We start from the raw sequence: 17,888 nt of genomic DNA, 5'->3' as shown, positions 1-17,888 counted from the left end.
AGAACATGATACAGATCCAAGAATTAAAGAAAAGTTTTAGAACCGAAGAAGTAGAGACCCTGGCTTTGAACGGGGTGAACCTCAAAGTTGAGGAAGGGGAATTTGTTGCGGTCATGGGGCCTTCTGGCTGCGGCAAATCCACCCTGTTGAACATTATCGGTATGCTCGACAACCCTTCTGAGGGTAGCTATAATTTTGCAGGCCATGAAGTGGCCGGTTTAAAGGAAAGCCAGCGCACCCAGCTACGTAAAGGGAATTTGGGCTTCGTTTTCCAGAGCTTCAACCTCATTGACGAGCTTACCGTCTATGAAAATGTGGAACTCCCGTTGATCTACTTGAAAATGAGCAAATCGGAACGCCGCGAAAAAGTCAAGGCCGTTCTTGAACGCATGAAGATCGCCCATCGCGAAAAGCATTTCCCACAACAACTCTCCGGAGGACAACAACAACGTGTAGCTATATCTAGGGCCGTAGTGACCAACCCGAAGCTTATTTTGGCGGATGAGCCGACAGGTAACTTGGATTCGAAAAACGGTATCGAAGTAATGAACCTTTTGACCGAATTGAACCAAGAGGGTACCACCATCGTCATGGTAACGCACTCCGATCGTGACTCGCATTACGCACACCGGGTCATCAACCTATTCGACGGCCAGATCGTGACCGAAAGCCAGAATAGGGCCGTAGGAGCTGTCATTTAAACGAGTTTATTCATCAATCACATCCAATAATCAATCAAAAAAGAAAGCCATGTTCAAAAACTATCTGAAAATCGCCTGGAGGAACCTCTTGAAAAACAAAGGGTATTCCTTGATCAATATCGGAGGGTTGGCCCTTGGAATGGCAGTCACTTTGATCATCGGTCTTTGGATGAACGATGAGTTGACCCATAACAGCTATTTCAAAGAAAAAGGCAAAATCGCCCAAGTCTACCAATCACAGACGTTCAATGGGCAGACAGGAACCGGGCCGGCCATACCGCGCCCCTTGGAAATGGCTATGCGCGAACGCTACGGTGACAATTTTGAATACATGCTGATGTCATCTTGGACCAGCAGCCTGTATCTTAAATACGGTGAAACCAACCTATCGCGCACCGGAAACTATATGCAACGCCAAGGACCCGATTTTCTCGATCTTGAAATCTTGAAAGGGGAAAAAGACGGCCTTCGCGATATCAATTCGATCATGCTTTCCGCCTCGACCGCTGAAGCCTTGTTCGGGGCCTTGGACCCCATTGGCAAAACGGTCAAGGTAAGCAATGAATACGACCTCAACGTGACGGCGGTTTATCAAGACATCCCGTATAACAACTCGTTCAGCGATACCGAATACATCATTCCTTGGGACCAATACGTTTCGACCCGTGAATGGGTTCAAGAAGCCGAGGACAATTGGGGCAACAACTCCTTCCAATTCTTCGTCCAGTTGGCCGATAAGGTCGATATGGCCGAAGTTTCAGAGAAGATCCGCAATGTCAAAAAAGACCTGAATGAAAGTACTGCGGAATTCAATCCGCAGATTTTCTTATTCCCGATGGAGGAATGGTACTTGCGGGGCAATTTTGAAAATGGGAAACAGGTCGGCGGCCGTATCAAATACGTTTGGCTGTTCGGTATTATCGGAGTCTTCGTACTCCTATTGGCCTGTATCAATTTCATGAACCTAAGTACGGCACGGTCTGAAAAGCGCGCCAAGGAGGTGGGCATCCGCAAGTCGATCGGCTCGTTGAAAGGGCAATTGATCTATCAATTCTTGAGCGAATCCTTTTTGGTCGTGGCCTTTGCCTTTGTCGTCGCCTGTGTGATCGTATTGCTTTCATTGAGCGGGTTCAACGATTTATCGCGAAAGGAAATCAGCTTTCCTTGGGGCCAATTCGTGTTTTGGGCCACTTCATTGGTCTTCATCCTTTTCACGGCTTTATTGGCCGGAAGCTACCCTGCCCTTTACCTTTCATCTTTCAAACCGGTCGATGTCTTGAAAGGCACCTTCAAAGGAGGAAAATATTCCGGTTTACCGCGAAAGATCTTGGTCGTACTCCAGTTCACGGTTTCCGTAGCTTTCATCATCGGCACCTTTATCGTCATGCAACAGATCAACCATGCCAAGAACCGACCGATCGGGTACGACAAGGAAGGATTGATCCAAGTGCCCACTTTTAGCCAGGATTTTACGGGAAAAACCGATTTGATGCGCAACGAGTTCATCAGTTCAGGGGCCGTGGTCGCGATGGCGACCTCCAGTAGCCCGACCACTCGTATCTGGTCGAATCGAGGAGGCTTTACCTGGGAGGGCAAACCCGAAGGTTTTCAAGAAGATTTGGCCTGGACCGAGGTTTCCCCTGAATATGCCAGCACCTTGAACCTAAAGATCGTTGAAGGGCGCGATTTCTCTCGTGAATTCGCTTCCGACTCCCTTGGGGTGCTCATCAATGAAACGGCAAAACGCTATCTAGGCCTTGAGAATCCGGTCGGAATGTATATCAAGGATGACGATGAGGAGGATCCCGATCCGCCCTTGAAGATCATCGGTGTGGTCGAGGACATGATCGCGCAATCCCCTTACGAACCCGTAAAACAAGGCATGTACGTATACGATCGATTCGATAATTTCAGCTATTACAACCTACGGCTGAACCCGAACAAGAGCGCCAGCGCGAACATTGCGGTTATCGAACGCGTATTCAAGGAACACTTTCCCGATATCCCATTTGAATATCAATTCGTGGATGAGGAGTACGGTGAGAAATTCGCCGCTGAAGAACGTGTAGGCAGCCTAGCCGGTATCTTCACCGCCCTTGCCATTTTAATCAGTTGTTTGGGACTGTTCGGACTCACCTCCTTCGTTGCCGAGCAACGTACCAAGGAAATCGGGGTACGAAAAGTATTGGGTGCCACGGTATTCAACGTTTGGAACATGCTGTCAAAAGACTTTTTGAAACTGGTCATTATTTCCTGTTTCATCGCGGTTCCTATTGCCTACTACGTCATGAACGGGTGGTTGCAAGAATATCCCTATCGCGTGATCCTCAAATGGTGGATCTTCGGATTGGCCATGTTGGGGGCCATGGGCATCACGGTACTTACGGTAAGCTTCCAAGCCATTAGGGCCGCCAAGCAAAACCCGGTGAAAAGTCTACGGACGGAATAACCCATGCCCGACCATCGGGCCTCAAAAAACGAAAAGCCATGTTCAAAAATCAATTGAAAATAGCGTGGAGGAACCTCTTCAAGAGAAAAGTATTCTCACTCATCAACATCCTAGGGCTGGCCATCGGATTCGGATGTGCTTTGATCATCTTTCTCTTTGTGAACCATCATTTGGGTTTTGACACTTTTCATACCAACGGGGAGCGGATCTACCGATTCGTAACTGAAGAAAACCAAGACGGCATCGAATATTCGGCTTCGGTACCCCCCGGTTTCGCCAATGCCTTTAAAACAGACTATACCTACGCCGAGAAAATGGCCAAAATGGTCTATTGGGGCGACGAAGTCTTACAATTGGATAGCCGCAATTTGAAAATGAACGTCGATGACGAGGTCCGTTTCGTTGAGGCCGATTTTTTCAAGATCTTCGATTTTCCGATGCTCAACGGTTCAAACGAAGTGCCATTGAACGAACCGAATACAGCCGTCATCACTGAAGATATCGCCCAACGTCTTTTTGGCGAGCTTGATCCGGTGGGACAAACGTTCCGCTTCGGAAACAAAGAAACGATAACGGTCACTGGAGTGCTCCGAAAGTTTCCCAAGAATACCGAATTCACCAGCAAGATCTTTATTTCCTTTCCCACCTTGACCTCTTTTTCTTCTTTCAGTGGAAGTGAGTCTTGGGGTGGAATCACTACCAATTTGACCTGTTACGGGCTTTTGCGCCCCAATCAAAATATCAGCACAATCGAAAGCGATATTTCAGGCTACCCGGAAAAGTTCAGGCCGACTTCTACGAACAAACACACGTACAGGTTACAGGCCTTGTCCGACATCCACCTGAATACCAAATATGGCGGTGGGATCTCTCGTACGACTTTGTTGATTTTCGCACTGATCGGACTGTTTATTTTAGGGATGGCCTGCATCAACTTCATCAATATTTCAACAGGTCAATCGGTATATCGATCCAAAGAGGTCGGAATGCGCAAGGTAGTCGGTGGTGTCAAGGGCCAACTCTTTTGGCAATTTATGGTCGAAACCTTTTTGACAAGTCTCTTGGCACTGGCCGTAGGCATTGGGCTAAGCGTTTTGGCCTTACCGCGTTTCAACGCCATGTTCGACCTGACCCTTTCATTGAGTGGGCTGCTTCAGCCGAAATTCATAGGATTCGTATTCTTGCTTCTGGCAGTGGTTACCTTCTTGGCCGGAAGCTACCCAGGGATTTTAATGGCGCGGGTCACCCCTATTTTGGCATTGAAAAACCAACTTTCGGCCCGCGATATCGGTGGATCGCGTACCCGTAAGATTCTGGTTATCGCCCAATTCGCCATTGCCATCATGCTGATCGTGGGCACCTTGGTGGTCAACAAACAACTGAACTATGCCATCAGCTCAGACCTAGGCTATAACAAGGAAGCGGTAATGATGCTTTCGATCCCGACCGATGACGTTTCACCCATTCAGTTGGACGGTTTGAAAGAACGACTTACAAAATTCCAAGGGGTCAGCTCGGTCACCCGATGTTTGGCTTCACCAGGGGCAGCTTACTTGCAATGGGGCACCAGTGTGCGGTACAACAATAACCCGAATAACGAAGAATTCTCTGTTCAGGTAAAAGCTGCCGACGATGATTATTTGAACACCTTTCAAATTCCGCTGTTGGCCGGAAGGAACTATTTCGAAAAAGACTCTGTTTTCGAGGTTTTGGTCAATGCGACTTTCGCAAAAAAAGTGGGGGTCGACGATGTCAATGACTTGTTGGGCAAGCGCATCGCCATCAACTCGGGCAGGGTACAGGGCACTATTGTCGGGGTCTTGTCCGATTTCCATGATCGGTCGTTCCAAGAGAACATCAACCCGATCTTTGTGGCCCCAATCACAGAATATTACTCGGAATTCGCCATCAAATTGCATACGGCGCAAATAACCGAGACCATCGAACGGATTGAGAATGAATGGTCGAACCTCTTTCCTGAATTCGTGTTCGATTATGACTTTCTAGACCAACGGGTCGCCGAACAATACCAAGCCGAACAGCGCTTTTTGACTTTGACCAAAGTGTTTTCGATCCTCGCAATTTTGATCGGTTGCCTTGGGGTGTATGGGTTGATCACCTATTTCATTACCCAAAAGACCAAAGAAATCGGAATCCGAAAGGTGCTCGGCAGCAACCTGCCCCAGATATTATCACTATTGGCGAAGGACTTCGTAGTCATGATCCTTTTAGCTGGTACGATCGCCACACCATTGGCCTACATGGTTATGGGTCGTTGGCTCGAGAACTACACTTTCAAGACCGAAATGTCATGGTGGATATTCGTGCTGGCCATAGGCGGAATGGTCAGTATCACCATGGCCACCATTGCCTATAAAGCGTTCAGGGCGGCACGGGTCAGCCCGGTCACAAGCCTGAGAACGGAATGAATCATCAACAAAAAATGACTGAACATGTTTAAAAATCAATTGAAAATAGCATGGAGAAGCCTATTTAAGCGTAAAGTCTTCGCATCGATCAACATTATGGGCCTCGCCATCGGGTTTGGTTGTGCGATCGTTATTTTCCTATTTGTAAGCCACCATTTGGCCTATGATACTTTTCATGAAAAAGGAGACCGTATCGTACGTTTCGTTACGGAAGAAAAACTAGATGGGATTACCTATTCCCCCTCCGTACCACCCGGATTTCCCAATGCCTTCAAATCGGATTATGCCTATGCTGAAAAAACAGCGAAGCACTTCCAATTGGGGGGCGAACAGCTCATCGCCGTCGAGTCACGTGACCTGAGGATGAACGTCAGCGAGGAAGTCGGTTTCGTAGAGGCGGATTTTTTCTCGATTTTTGATTTTCCTTTTCTGGAAGGCAGCCCAAATGCTGCCCTTGAAAATCCCAACACCGCGGTAATGACCGAGGCCATGGCCCAAAAGCTCTTCGGTAGGGCGAATGCCATTGGTGAGACCTTTTTGTTCAATAACCGCCATACGATAACCGTTACCGGCATCCTAAAGCCTATTCCGGCCACCACCGATTTCAAGAGCTCGATTTTCATTTCCTTCAAGACACCGGCCTTTGCCGAATTCGTGTCCAGCGAATCCTGGGATGGCATTTGGGGCAATCTGATGTGCTTTGGTCTCTTGCGACCCAATCAAGATCTTGATGCCATTGAAGCCGCAATTGCCGCATACCCCGATAAGTACCGGCCCGATTCGAAAAACAAACACACCTATCATTTACAACCCTTATCGACCATGCACCATGATGCCCGCTACGGAGGGCAAATACCAAAGTCGACGCTCTGGATTTTTTCCTTGATCGGGGTCTTTATCTTGGGCATGGCGTGTATCAATTTCATCAATATCTCTACCGGGCAGTCGGTCTATCGCTCTAAGGAAGTCGGAATGCGTAAGGTCGTAGGCGGAGTAAAAAGCCAACTCTTTTGGCAATTCATGGTCGAAACCTTTTTGACCAGTCTACTGGCCCTGATCACCGGTATCGGTTTAAGCGCGTTGGCCCTGCCGTGGTTCAATGCCATATTCGACCTTTCACTGTCGCTTAGTGGCCTTTTGGATCCTGCCTTCCTTGGTTTCGCAATGCTTCTTTTGGCCCTGGTCACTTTTTTCGCAGGCAGCTATCCAGGGATCTTGATCACTAGGGTCTCTCCGGTATTGGCCTTGAAAAACCAACTTTCGTCAAAAGATATCGGTGGGTCGCGAACCCGTAAAGGGCTGGTCATTGCCCAGTTCACGATTGCGATCATGCTCATCGCCGGAACCTTAGTAGTCAACAAGCAATTGGACTACGCCCTGACTTCGGATTTGGGATACAACCAAAATGGGGTGTTGATGCTTCGTGTACCTCCCACGCAAGTGACCCCAATACAATTGGAGGGCCTTAAAGAAAGACTATCGAAAATCAACGGTGTACAATCCGTAAGCCGTTGTCTGACCTCTCCTGGAGCGACCGACATGACTTGGGGAACCGCAGTGCGCTACAACAACAATCCCGAAGACGAGGAGTTCAGTATCCAACTGAAAGCGGCCGATTCCGATTATTTGAACACCTTCGAAATTCCACTTTTGGCAGGTAGGAACTATATCGAACGCGACTCGGTTTATGAAGTCGTGGTCAACGCGACCTTTGCCAAAAAGGTAGGCGTGTCAGACCCTAGCCAACTGTTGGGCAAGAACATCGCCTTGTTTTCAGGGAGCCTAGGCGGCACCATCGTCGGGGTCGTCGAAGACTTTCACGATCGATCCTTTGAAGAAAGCATCAACCCGGTTTTTATGGTTGCCGAACCGGATTTTTATGGGGACTTTGCCCTCAAATTGAACACGGAGCAACTATCGGAGACCTTGACGGGAATCGAAAAAGAATGGACCGACCTGTTTCCTGCCCATATCTTCAACTATACCTTTTTAGACGACAGGGTCGCACAACAGTATGAAGCCGAACAACGGTTTTTGAGTCTGTCGAAAGTGTTTTCCATCCTTGCGATCCTTATCGGGTGTTTAGGGGTTTATGGACTGATCAGCTTCTTCGTTACCCAAAAGACCAAAGAAATCGGCATTCGAAAGGTATTGGGCAGCAATCTGGCCCAGATCTTATCGCTCTTGGCCAAGGATTTTGTCGCTATGATCCTAGTATCAGGTGCCATTGCGACCCCGATCGCCTATTTGATCATGGGCCGTTGGCTCGAAAACTACACCTTTAAAACCGAACTCTCCTGGTGGATATTCGCCCTTGCCATAGGTGGCATGGTCGGTATCGCCATGGCTACGATCACCTACAAGGCCTTAAAGGCCGCAAGGGTCAATCCGATAACCAGCCTTAGAACCGAATAAATCAGCATCAAAAAACGAAGTATCATGTTAAAGAACCAATTGAAAATCGCCTGGAGGAGCATCAAAAAACAACCGTTTTTGAACGCCCTGAACACCTTGGGCCTGGCCGTAGGTATCGCAGGCACCCTGATGATCGCCCTGTACATCAACGATGAGTTGAACTACGATACCATGTTCGCCGATGCCGAAAGGATCCATCGAATCGATGCCGATATGAAATTCGGTGGGCCCGACCGTGAACTTTCGCAGGTATCCGCGCCGATGGCGGCAGCGATCCTAAACGATATCCCACAAGTGGAAACCGTTTTGCGGATACGCCCCTGGGGCCGCAGTTCCTTGAATTTGGAAAATTCCAAGGAATTGGTTTTGGAAAACAACACCGCTTTCGCGGATACTACCTTGATCGATATGCTCGGTCTGGAACTGCTCTACGGCAACCAAAAGACCGCACTAAATGAACCCAACACCTTGATATTGACCCGAACGGCGGCCGAAAAACACTTTCCGGTCGAACGGGCCGTAGGTGAAAAACTGGTTTTGAACGAAGGGCAAATCTACACGGTGACCGGTATTATCGAAGATCTTCCGTTGAATTCCCTATTAGCGAATTACAGCGTATTCATGTCGATGATGGGCCATGAAGACTCCTTCAGTAACGAATGGGGCAGTCATAACTACAATACCTTCATCAAACTGAAGCCCAACACCGAAATCGCATCGATCGCGGCACCCTTACAGGGCATGGTCGAAGACTATTTGATTCCCTATGCGCAACAGTTCTTTCCTGGCATCACCTTACAGCAATTCGAGGCGTCGGGCAACTACATGCACTATACCACCATCCCTTTGTTGGACATCCACTTGAAATCACATCGCGAGACCGATATCAGTCAAAACGGGGACCTCAACAACATTTACATCCTGTCGTTCATCGCGTTGTTCTTACTTCTTTTGGCAAGTATCAATTTTATGAACCTCTCGACAGCCTATTCGTTAAAACGGGCTAAAGAGGTGGGTATTCGAAAAACCTTGGGGTCGAACAAAAAGAGTTTGGTCCGACAATTTTTGACCGAATCGGGTTTGATTACCGGCTTTGCCTTGGCAGTCGCCATCGTTTTGGTCTTGATCGCCCTGCCCTTTTTCAATGAATTGGCCGATAAGGCGATCGCTTTTCCGTTTAAGAACCCCGTATTCTGGTTGATCCTGCTTTCAGGAGCGTTATTGCTTTCCCTGATATCGGGTAGCTATCCCGCCTTTTTCATGTCGCGCTTTATGCCGGCACGGGTGTTGAAGGGAAGTGGGGAAACCAGTGTGGGTGGATCACGTTTGCGAAGTTCATTGGTCGTATTCCAATTCGCCATTTCGGTCTTTTTGATCGTCGGCACCTTGGTGGTCGGCCAACAACTGCATTTCATACAGAACAAAGACCTGGGGTATGAGAAAGACCAGGTCGTTCTGATCAATAACGTCAACCGATTGGGTGACAATGCACAAACCTTCAAAGAGGAGGTCAAGCAATTGGCACAGGTATCCCAAGCTTCGCTGAGCAGTTATGTGCCCACTCCCTCGGGCCGAACCGATTCGTCCTATTTCCTTGAAGGGAAAATGAGCCAAGAATCCGCTGTGAACATGCAAGGATGGCCGGTTGATTTCGATTATATCGAAACCCTCGGACTCGAAATGGTGTCCGGTCGGGCCTTCGACCCGAACATCACCACCGATTCAACGGCCATCATCATCAATGAAACCGCAGTTCAAGTGATGGGGCTTGATCCCGAAACGGCCTTGGGCAAAAGGATCTCAAGGGGTGTCGATGAAGAAAACCTCAGCTTTTTCACCATTATCGGCGTAGTCAAGAATTTTCATTTCGAGACCATGCGTAACGTGGTTCGCCCACTATCATTACGTATCGGAAGAAGTGAGGCGACGATGGTCGTCAAACTACATGCGGGCGATTTTCAACAGACCCTTGGCCAAATTGACGGCCTGTGGTCGGAATTCGCCACCGGTCTTGCTTTTGATTATCGTTTTATGGACGACTCCTTCGATGAGGTGTATCGAAACGAACAGCGTTTAGGTAAGATCTTTATCATCTTCACCGCGCTATCCCTTTTTATCGCCTGCCTCGGTTTGTTTGGCTTGGCGGCATTCAATGCGCAAAAACGGATCAAGGAAATCGGGGTGCGCAAAGTACTCGGTGCCTCGGTCGGCCAGATTACCTATCGCCTTTCGTTTGACTTTTTGAAGTTGGTCGCCATTGCGATCCTAATCGCCCTCCCGATTGGCTGGTTCGCCATGAACCGCTGGTTACAGGATTTCACCTACCATATCGATATCGGTCTGGGCGTCTTCGCCATAGCCTCGTTCATGGCTGTAGGGATCGCCCTATTGACCGTCAGTTTTCAAAGTATCAAAGCTGCAATCGTCAACCCGATCGAAAGCCTAAAAACCGAATAATGAAATAGCATCAATCAAAAATCCATCATCATGTTCAAAAACTATCTGAAAATCGCCTGGAGAAGCTTGAAAAAGCAACCCTTTTTCACCTTTCTCAATACCTTCGGACTTGCCATAGGTATGGCAGGGGCCCTACTGATCGGTCTGTTCATACATGATGAATTGGGTTTTGATACCATGTTCGCCGACGCCGAACGCATCTACCGAATCGACGCCGACGTACAATTCGGTGGGTTGCCCGAGCAACTTGCCGAAGCTCCCGAACCCATGGCCGGAACATTGATGCGTGATTACCCGCAAGTCGAGTTGGCCACACGGTTCAGGGACCAAGGCAGCCTGCTCATCCGAAAGGCGAACGTAAGTTCGAACGTCAAAGAAGAGCGGACTACCTTTGCCGATTCGACCTTTTTCAAATTCTTTGGCATCCGCTTGATCGATGGGGATGCGAAAAGCGCCCTGACCCAACCCAACACCATGGTTTTGACCCGTTCGGCCGCAGAAAAACACTTTGGCGTGACCAATGCCGTCGGTCAAAATATGGTGGTCAACAATGGCGAAACCTTTGTAGTGACCGGTGTCATTGAAGACCTTCCCAAGAACTCCTTCTTGCGCGACCACACGGTCTTCATGTCGATGCCGAGTTACCGATTCGCACAGGTCGGCCACTGGGGAAGCTTAACGTATTATACCTTTGTCAAAATGGTGCCTGGGGCCGATATGGTGGCTTTTCAAGAAGGCCTCGACTCTTTGATGGGGCGCTATTTGATACCATGGATACAGGATTTTTACCCGGGCATGACGGAAGCTTCATTTCGCGCCTCGGGCAATTTTCTCGATTACACAACCATGCCATTGACCGATATCCATTTACATTCCAAAATGAAATCGGAACTCAGCGCGAACGGCAGTATCCAAAACATATACATCCTTTCTTTCGTAGCCCTGTTTTTGGTGGTCCTGGCCATGGTCAATTTCATGAACCTTTCAACAGCGGGTTCCTTAAAAAGGGCTAAGGAAGTGGGAGTCCGCAAAACCTTGGGCAGCAATAAGAGCGATTTGGTCCGTCAGTTTTTAATCGAATCGGGATTAATCTGCTTCCTATCCTTGTTGGTCGCTGTAGGACTGGCCTTTTTAGTACTACCGATGTTCAATGAATTGGCCGGCAAAGCGATCGCCATACCCTTTGCGGAACCACTGTTCTGGATGATCTTATTGACCACGACCGTGATACTAGGGTTATTGTCGGGCACCTATCCCGCCTTCTTTATGTCGCGCTTCATCCCGGTCAAAGTACTCAAGGGTAGCGGGCTTACCAACGTCGGTGGAAACAACATTAGAAAATCTTTGGTCGTTTTCCAGTTCGCGGTTTCCATACTGTTGATCGTAGCCACCGTGGTGGTCTACCAACAATTGGGCTTTATCCAAAGCAAGGAGCTAGGGTACGACAAAGACCAAATTTTGGTTTTGGATGATGTGAACAATGCCAATGGCCAAGAATTAGTCTTAAAGCGGGAGCTAAAGCGATTGTCACAGGTGAAAAACGCGACTTTGAGCAGTTTTCTGCCGACCCCATCGGCACGCACCGGGCAGACATTTTTCAAAGAAGGGTCTCGCGACCAGGAAGATGCCATCAATGTCGAAAACTGGAGTGTGGATCACGATTATATCGCCACCTTAGGTTTGGAACTGGTTGCCGGTCGTGATTTCGATTCGTCCATTTCGACCGATTCGACCGCTGTTATCATCAATGAAGCCGCACTGCGCACCTTGAACGTCAGCGCTGAGCAAGCCTTGGGCTTGCGCATCTCTTCCGATTTGGGGGCCGATGACGAAAGCATCAGCTACCAGACCATCATCGGGGTCATCAAGGATTTCCATTACAGTTCGATGCGCCATAATATCGAAGCCCTTTTCCTTAGTATTGGCCGGTTTCCAGCATCCATGGCCATAAAGATCGAAGCCCAAGATATCGCCGCGGCGGTTACCGATATCCAATCGGTCTGGAATAGCATTGCCCCTGGTCAACCGTTCAATTACTATTTTATGGACGATTCCTTCAACCGAAGTTTCGAATCGGAACAACGGCTCGGTAGTATCTTTTCGATATTTACCGTTCTTTCGATCCTGATCGCTTGTCTGGGTCTTTTCGGCCTGGCCACCTTCAACGCACAAAAACGGACCAAGGAAATCGGGATTCGGAAAGTCTTAGGGGCGAGCGTTGGCCAGATTTCCTACCGACTGACCACCGACTTTCTGAAGATGGTCGGTATCGCCATTCTCATCGCGCTGCCCATAGGGTGGTTTGCCATGAACAAATGGCTCGAAGACTTTTCATACCGAATCGAAATCCAATGGTGGATGTTGCTTATGGCCGCCCTTTTAGCCACTTCGATCGCCGTGGTTACCGTCGGCTATCAAAGCATCAAAGCCGCCATCGTCAATCCCGTAAAGAGTTTAAGGGCCGAATAAACAACGCAAATACAGACTATCATGTTCAAAAACCAACTCAAGCTTGCCTGGAGAAACCTGTTGAAGAACAAGTCCTATCTGGCGATCAATCTTACCGGCATTACCATCGCCATGACCTGTTTCGTGTTGTTGACGATGTACGTGAACTTCGAGCGAAGCTACGACCGCCACCATGAAAAATCGGATAGCATCTTTCGGATCGTTCAGCAGCAAAAAGGCAACAGCTATCAAGGTACCGATTTCTTCGCCTTGGCACCCTTGCCCCTGGGGGAGGCACTTTTGGAAGATTTTCCCGAAGTCGAACATGTCACCAACCTGAACACCGGTATGGCTTTGTTGATCAAAGACGAGTTCTCTTCCGTCCATCGCGGACTGTTTACCGATAGTTCCTTTTTCAATGTCTTTACCACCGAAGTTCAAGAAGGGAACGCCCAAAAAGCCTTGGAAGACCCCGGCAACATCCTATTGACCGCGTCTTTGGCCAAAAAGTACTTTGGGGCCGGCTCGCCCATAGACGAGGTGTTGACCTTTGGCGACGGCCGCGCCTTTACGGTTAAAGGCATCGTAGCGGACCCTCCGAAAAACCAACATTTTACTTACGAATTCATCGTTTCGTATAAAAGTCAGGCCTACTACCCCAACGACGTTGGGTTCTGGGTAAGTAACAACTACCATACCTACTTGACCACCAATGCCCCCGAGGCCTATAAGACCTTGGAACAAAAAATGAAGGTGTACGAAGCCATTGCCAAACCTGCCTATGCCAATCAAGGGTTTGAATTCTATCCCGAATACAAACTACAACCCGTGGTCGACATCCATTTGAAGTCAAAAATGAATAAGGAGCTAGCAGTAAATGGCAATCTGAAGGTCATCAACCTCTTCGCTCTCATTGCAGTGTTCATTCTGGTTCTTGCGGCAGTCAATTATACCAACTTAGCCACCTCCAAATCGGCAAAAAGGGCCAAGGAGGTCGGGGTGAGCAAAGTCTTAGGGGCAAAACGTTCCAGTCTAATCGTTCAATACCTCGGTGAATCGTTCTTCATGGTCTTTGCCGGCTTGGCCTGTGCCTTGGTACTGGCTTATTTTTTACTGCCCTATTTCAATGCGATCTTGAACCGCGATATCGATTTTGGTCTTGTCACCCAGCTGCCGACCCTGGTACCGCTTTTGCTTGCTACGGTTTTGACCGGGTTGCTTGCGGGTATCTACCCTGCTTTGTTCTTGTCAGGAATCGGCCCTGTGAAAGCCTTGAAGGGCAACTTTCTTAAAGGACGTAAAAAAGGGATTGGTTTAAAAAACGTGCTTGTTGTCGGTCAATTCACAGTGGCGATCGCCTTGGCCATAGCAAGTGTGGTGGTCTACCAACAATTGCATTACATTCAGAACAAAGACCTGGGGTATTCCAACGAACAACTGGTTCATGTGCGCTACTTTGAATCGGAAATCACTGAAAAACAAGAGGTGCTAAAACAGAAATTGTTGGAACATCCATCGATCAAAAACGTTTCACTGACGTCTCAACTCCCCTTTGACGTAAATAGTCAAGGCCCTATTACGGAATGGGAAGGGAATGTTGACAACGCCCCTCTTTATGTCTTTAGGTCGTATGTCGACCATGACTTCTTGGGGATTTTCGGTATGGAAATCGTTCAAGGGCGCAGTTTTTCAAAGGAAGTCCCATCAGACTCCACCGCCTATTTGTTGAATGAGGCCGCGGTCAAGAAATTAGGCTGGAAGGAACCCGTAGGAAAATCATTTGCCAATGGGAAGGTCATCGGGGTTCTCAAGGATTTTCACCTCAAAACCTTCGATCAAGCCATCGAACCGCTTTTCATGGCATTGAGAACTCCCGATTTCACCAGAAACTTCGGTCATGTGATTTTGAATATCGACATGGAAGATTACGCGAATACTTCAGAATACATTGTCGAAACCATGAAGGGAATCGTTCCGATCGTACCTTATGAAGTACGTATGGTCGAAGAAAGCTATATGCGGTTCTATGAAGAAGAACAGCGACTGGGTAAGGCATTCAATATCTTTACCGCATTGGCCCTGTTCATTGCCGCTATGGGTCTATTCGGTATGGTCTCGTTCCAAATCGCGCAGCGGGCCAAGGAAATCAGCATTCGAAAAGTAATGGGAAGTTCGGTCTCCGGAATCTTAAAACTCCTTGCCACCGGTGTATTCCGTCAAATTTTGATCGCCTTTTTCATCGCGGCACCGATCGCGTACTATTTCATCGAACAATGGTTGCAAAGCTACGTGTACCGAACCGACCTAAACATAGTGACCCTAGGTAGCGTTGCTTTCTTGGCCATGGCCGTGGCCTTTTTGTCGATCGCGTTCCAAAGTTTTCAGGCCGCTACATCGAATCCGGTAGATAGCCTGCATTCCGAATGATACCACCACCTCCTAAGGTGTAAATTATTTAGACGGAATGTGTCAAATTATTTTACGCTTTTTAAATACCTGTTGTTAGTAATCAGCTCATTTTCAAACAGTTGTGTTTTGGCACAATAATTTATAGTCCTTAAGTATCACTCAAAAAACGAGCAGTCATGCTTAAGAACCATATCAAGATCTCGTTACGGAATCTTTGGAAGAACAAAACCTTGTCGGTATTGAACCTTGTTGGTTTGAGCATCGGTATTTCAAGTGTCTTGACCTTACTGTTTTCGGTCTATGCCTACTATACCGCTGAAGCCCCGATACAGGATATCGAAAACATCCATTACCTCAAAACCTATCTAAAAGACGGTGACGACTATCGCAGCGTGCCCTATCCGATGTTGGAAAAGGTGGTCAGCACTTCTCCCGAAGTATTGGCCGGCACGCCGCTACACGGCTGGGGAAATATTTGGTTGGAATATGGGGAAAAGGAGTTTCAAAACCGCACCGACTATTGCGATCCCGATTTCTTTGAGGTATTCAGCCTTCCGCTGAAATACGGCGACCAACAAACGGCCTTGCAAAACAAGTATTCGATCGTTTTGACCGATAAGGTGAGCAAACAGATATTCGGTGATGCGAATCCGGTTGGCCAAACCTTGATCGCTGCCGACACGCTTAACATCACCGTAACCGGTGTTCTGGAACCTATCAGTCCGTATAGCTCTTTTCGTTTGGGGGTATTGCTACCCAACACTTTGCTGAAAGACAATCCGACGTTCAAAAGCCAGACCGATTGGGGCAATAGTTTTTCTCCGGTGTTCTTCAAGCTGCGGCCCGGTAGTGATATCGCGGCTTTCGAACAGCGTATCGGTCAATTGGCCCAAGCGCACTATGCCGATCCCGATCCCATTGCCCGGATCGAGGTCAAACCCTATAACGAATTCCGGATGGATGCGATCCCCGTGGTCGAAACCATTATCGGTGGGGCCATAGCGGCTTCGTTCTTCGTGTTGCTCATCATTTTGGTCAATCTTTTAAACCTGAACGCTTCGACCATGTTCCGGAGAACCAAGAACATCGCCGTACGCAAAGTGCTCGGGGGCAACAATAGCAATGTGCTGACCCAATTCTGTATTGAAAATGGGATTTTGGTCTTTATATCCATCATTATTTCAACAGTGCTTTTTCTCTTTGTGAACCTCCCCAGAATGAATGCGGTTTTCGGTGCGGAGTTCGGGAGCATCTCTTTCGATTTCGTCAACGACTACCCTGTTCTCCTGGCAATTGCCTTGATCGGGCTTCTTGCCACCCTTTCCGTTGGAATCTTTCCGGCATTGCGCTTTATCAAAGTCCCGGTTTCGCTGGGCATCAAAGGAAAAGCCGTTCAGATGAAGAACAACTTCATTTTGCGCAATTCCTTTATCATCATGCAATTCGTAATCGCGATCCTGTTCATTTGCGTTGCGATCATCTTGAACGACCAGATCGGCTTTATGAAAAGTGCTGATCTTGGGTTTGAGCGCCATCGGGTTTTGGTCGGGAAAATCGATTTGGAATTTGAAAATCAAGATGCTGCCCTTTCGAGTTTCAGGGGGCTCATCGATGAGCTGGAGGCCAATCCGTACGTTACGAACGTTGCGACCAGTCAGGGGGTGCCTTCAGATTATTATTTCAACTACACCAACTATTACGACCCGGCGACCGAAAAAGATGTGCGTCTACGGCGATCTTATGCCGATGACGCCTATTTCAAGACCCTTGACATCCCGATCCGGATGGGCCGTGACTTTGACATGCAGTTAGACGAGGCCGATGAACAACCTGTTATCATCAATGAGGCCGCCATGCGGGCCTTCGGATGGAAAAGCATCGAAGGTAGGCGTTTGAAATACAAGGGCGATGATGGGCCAGGCCATCAAATCGTAGGTGTCGTCAAGGATTTCCATTATGAAGACATGCAGAATGCGGTCGAGCCCTTGGTCCACATCTATCGAGACAAAGACGCTTTGGCCTACCATCGCTACCTCAGCATTCGAGTGGTCGAAGGACAAGAAGCTTCGGTCGGAGCCCAAGTGGCCACTGCCTTTGAGAACATCGCTTCACGCAGGGGGTATGAACAATCACCATTGACCGAAATGGTCAGTGCCCAATACCAATTGATCGAGGGCATGTTGAAGACGGTGAACATCATCGCACTTCTGGCCATTTTCATCTCCTGTCTAGGGCTGTTCGGGTTGATCTCTTTTTTGACCAAACGGAAAATCAAGGAAATCGGGATTCGAAAAGTATTGGGGGCAAGTGTCGTACGCATCGTAATGCTCTTATCGCGTGATTACATCCTGTTGGTCGGTATCGCCGCCTTGATCGCCTTTCCTGCCGCAGGTTACTTGATGGGGGCTTGGCTCGATAGTTTCGCCTATAGCATAAGCATCCAATGGTGGATGTTCGTTTTGGCCGGTTTGATCGCCCTGTTGATCACTGCATTGACCCTTGGTTTACAGACCATAAAAGCCGCCATGGCCAATCCGACAAAAAGCCTGCGCACCGAATAAACCATCAAAAAACGAAAGA

Annotated in this window: 8 protein-coding genes; all 8 read left to right on the top strand. The window is 48.3% G+C overall.

What is annotated here, in order from left to right; all coding sequences use genetic code 11:
* The first annotated feature begins 5 nt into the window (after positions 1-5).
* The 8 genes from ABV409_RS04670 (at position 6) to ABV409_RS04635 (ending at position 17,869) form a co-directional block, all read left to right on the top strand.
* Positions 6-701: an ABC transporter ATP-binding protein gene (locus ABV409_RS04670; RefSeq protein ID WP_353876384.1), complete on the top strand. Its 696-nt coding sequence runs from the start codon at positions 6-8 to the stop codon at positions 699-701.
* Positions 702-750: 49 nt separating this feature from the next.
* Positions 751-3,150: an ABC transporter permease gene (locus tag ABV409_RS04665; RefSeq protein ID WP_353876383.1), complete on the top strand. Its 2,400-nt coding sequence runs from the start codon at positions 751-753 to the stop codon at positions 3,148-3,150.
* A 38-nt stretch (positions 3,151-3,188) separates the two neighbouring features.
* On the top strand, positions 3,189-5,579 hold the full coding sequence (locus ABV409_RS04660) for an ABC transporter permease (protein ID WP_353876382.1): 2,391 nt from the start codon (positions 3,189-3,191) through the stop codon (positions 5,577-5,579).
* A gap of 24 nt (positions 5,580-5,603) precedes the next feature.
* Positions 5,604-7,994: an ABC transporter permease gene (locus tag ABV409_RS04655; RefSeq protein WP_353876381.1), complete on the top strand. Its 2,391-nt coding sequence runs from the start codon at positions 5,604-5,606 to the stop codon at positions 7,992-7,994.
* A 24-nt stretch (positions 7,995-8,018) separates the two neighbouring features.
* Positions 8,019-10,451 carry an ABC transporter permease gene (locus ABV409_RS04650; protein WP_353876380.1) on the top strand — a complete coding sequence of 811 codons (2,433 nt, stop codon included), beginning with the start codon at positions 8,019-8,021 and terminating at the stop codon, positions 10,449-10,451.
* A 30-nt stretch (positions 10,452-10,481) separates the two neighbouring features.
* Complete coding sequence (locus tag ABV409_RS04645) at positions 10,482-12,920, top strand: ABC transporter permease (protein ID WP_353876379.1); 2,439 nt, start codon at positions 10,482-10,484, stop codon at positions 12,918-12,920.
* A gap of 21 nt (positions 12,921-12,941) precedes the next feature.
* Positions 12,942-15,326, top strand: a complete 2,385-nt coding sequence (locus ABV409_RS04640) for an ABC transporter permease (RefSeq protein ID WP_353876378.1) — start codon at positions 12,942-12,944, stop codon at positions 15,324-15,326.
* A 158-nt stretch (positions 15,327-15,484) separates the two neighbouring features.
* Complete coding sequence (locus ABV409_RS04635) at positions 15,485-17,869, top strand: ABC transporter permease (protein ID WP_353876377.1); 2,385 nt, start codon at positions 15,485-15,487, stop codon at positions 17,867-17,869.
* Positions 17,870-17,888: the final 19 nt, after the last annotated feature.

The organism is Flagellimonas algarum, assembly GCF_040513375.1.
Lineage (GTDB): Bacteria > Bacteroidota > Bacteroidia > Flavobacteriales > Flavobacteriaceae > Flagellimonas_B > Flagellimonas_B algarum.
Note: the sequence above shows the minus strand (reverse complement) of the source record. Positions and strands in the feature narration are given on the sequence as shown.

What these genes read in the sequence shown, in the direction of transcription:
- ABV409_RS04670 (WP_353876384.1), top strand. Translation starts at nt 6, where the DNA reads ATGATACAGATCCAAGAATTAAAGAAAAGTTTTAGAACCGAAGAAGTA.
- ABV409_RS04665 (WP_353876383.1), top strand. Translation starts at nt 751, where the DNA reads ATGTTCAAAAACTATCTGAAAATCGCCTGGAGGAACCTCTTGAAAAAC.
- ABV409_RS04660 (WP_353876382.1), top strand. Translation starts at nt 3,189, where the DNA reads ATGTTCAAAAATCAATTGAAAATAGCGTGGAGGAACCTCTTCAAGAGA.
- ABV409_RS04655 (WP_353876381.1), top strand. Translation starts at nt 5,604, where the DNA reads ATGTTTAAAAATCAATTGAAAATAGCATGGAGAAGCCTATTTAAGCGT.
- ABV409_RS04650 (WP_353876380.1), top strand. Translation starts at nt 8,019, where the DNA reads ATGTTAAAGAACCAATTGAAAATCGCCTGGAGGAGCATCAAAAAACAA.
- ABV409_RS04645 (WP_353876379.1), top strand. Translation starts at nt 10,482, where the DNA reads ATGTTCAAAAACTATCTGAAAATCGCCTGGAGAAGCTTGAAAAAGCAA.
- ABV409_RS04640 (WP_353876378.1), top strand. Translation starts at nt 12,942, where the DNA reads ATGTTCAAAAACCAACTCAAGCTTGCCTGGAGAAACCTGTTGAAGAAC.
- ABV409_RS04635 (WP_353876377.1), top strand. Translation starts at nt 15,485, where the DNA reads ATGCTTAAGAACCATATCAAGATCTCGTTACGGAATCTTTGGAAGAAC.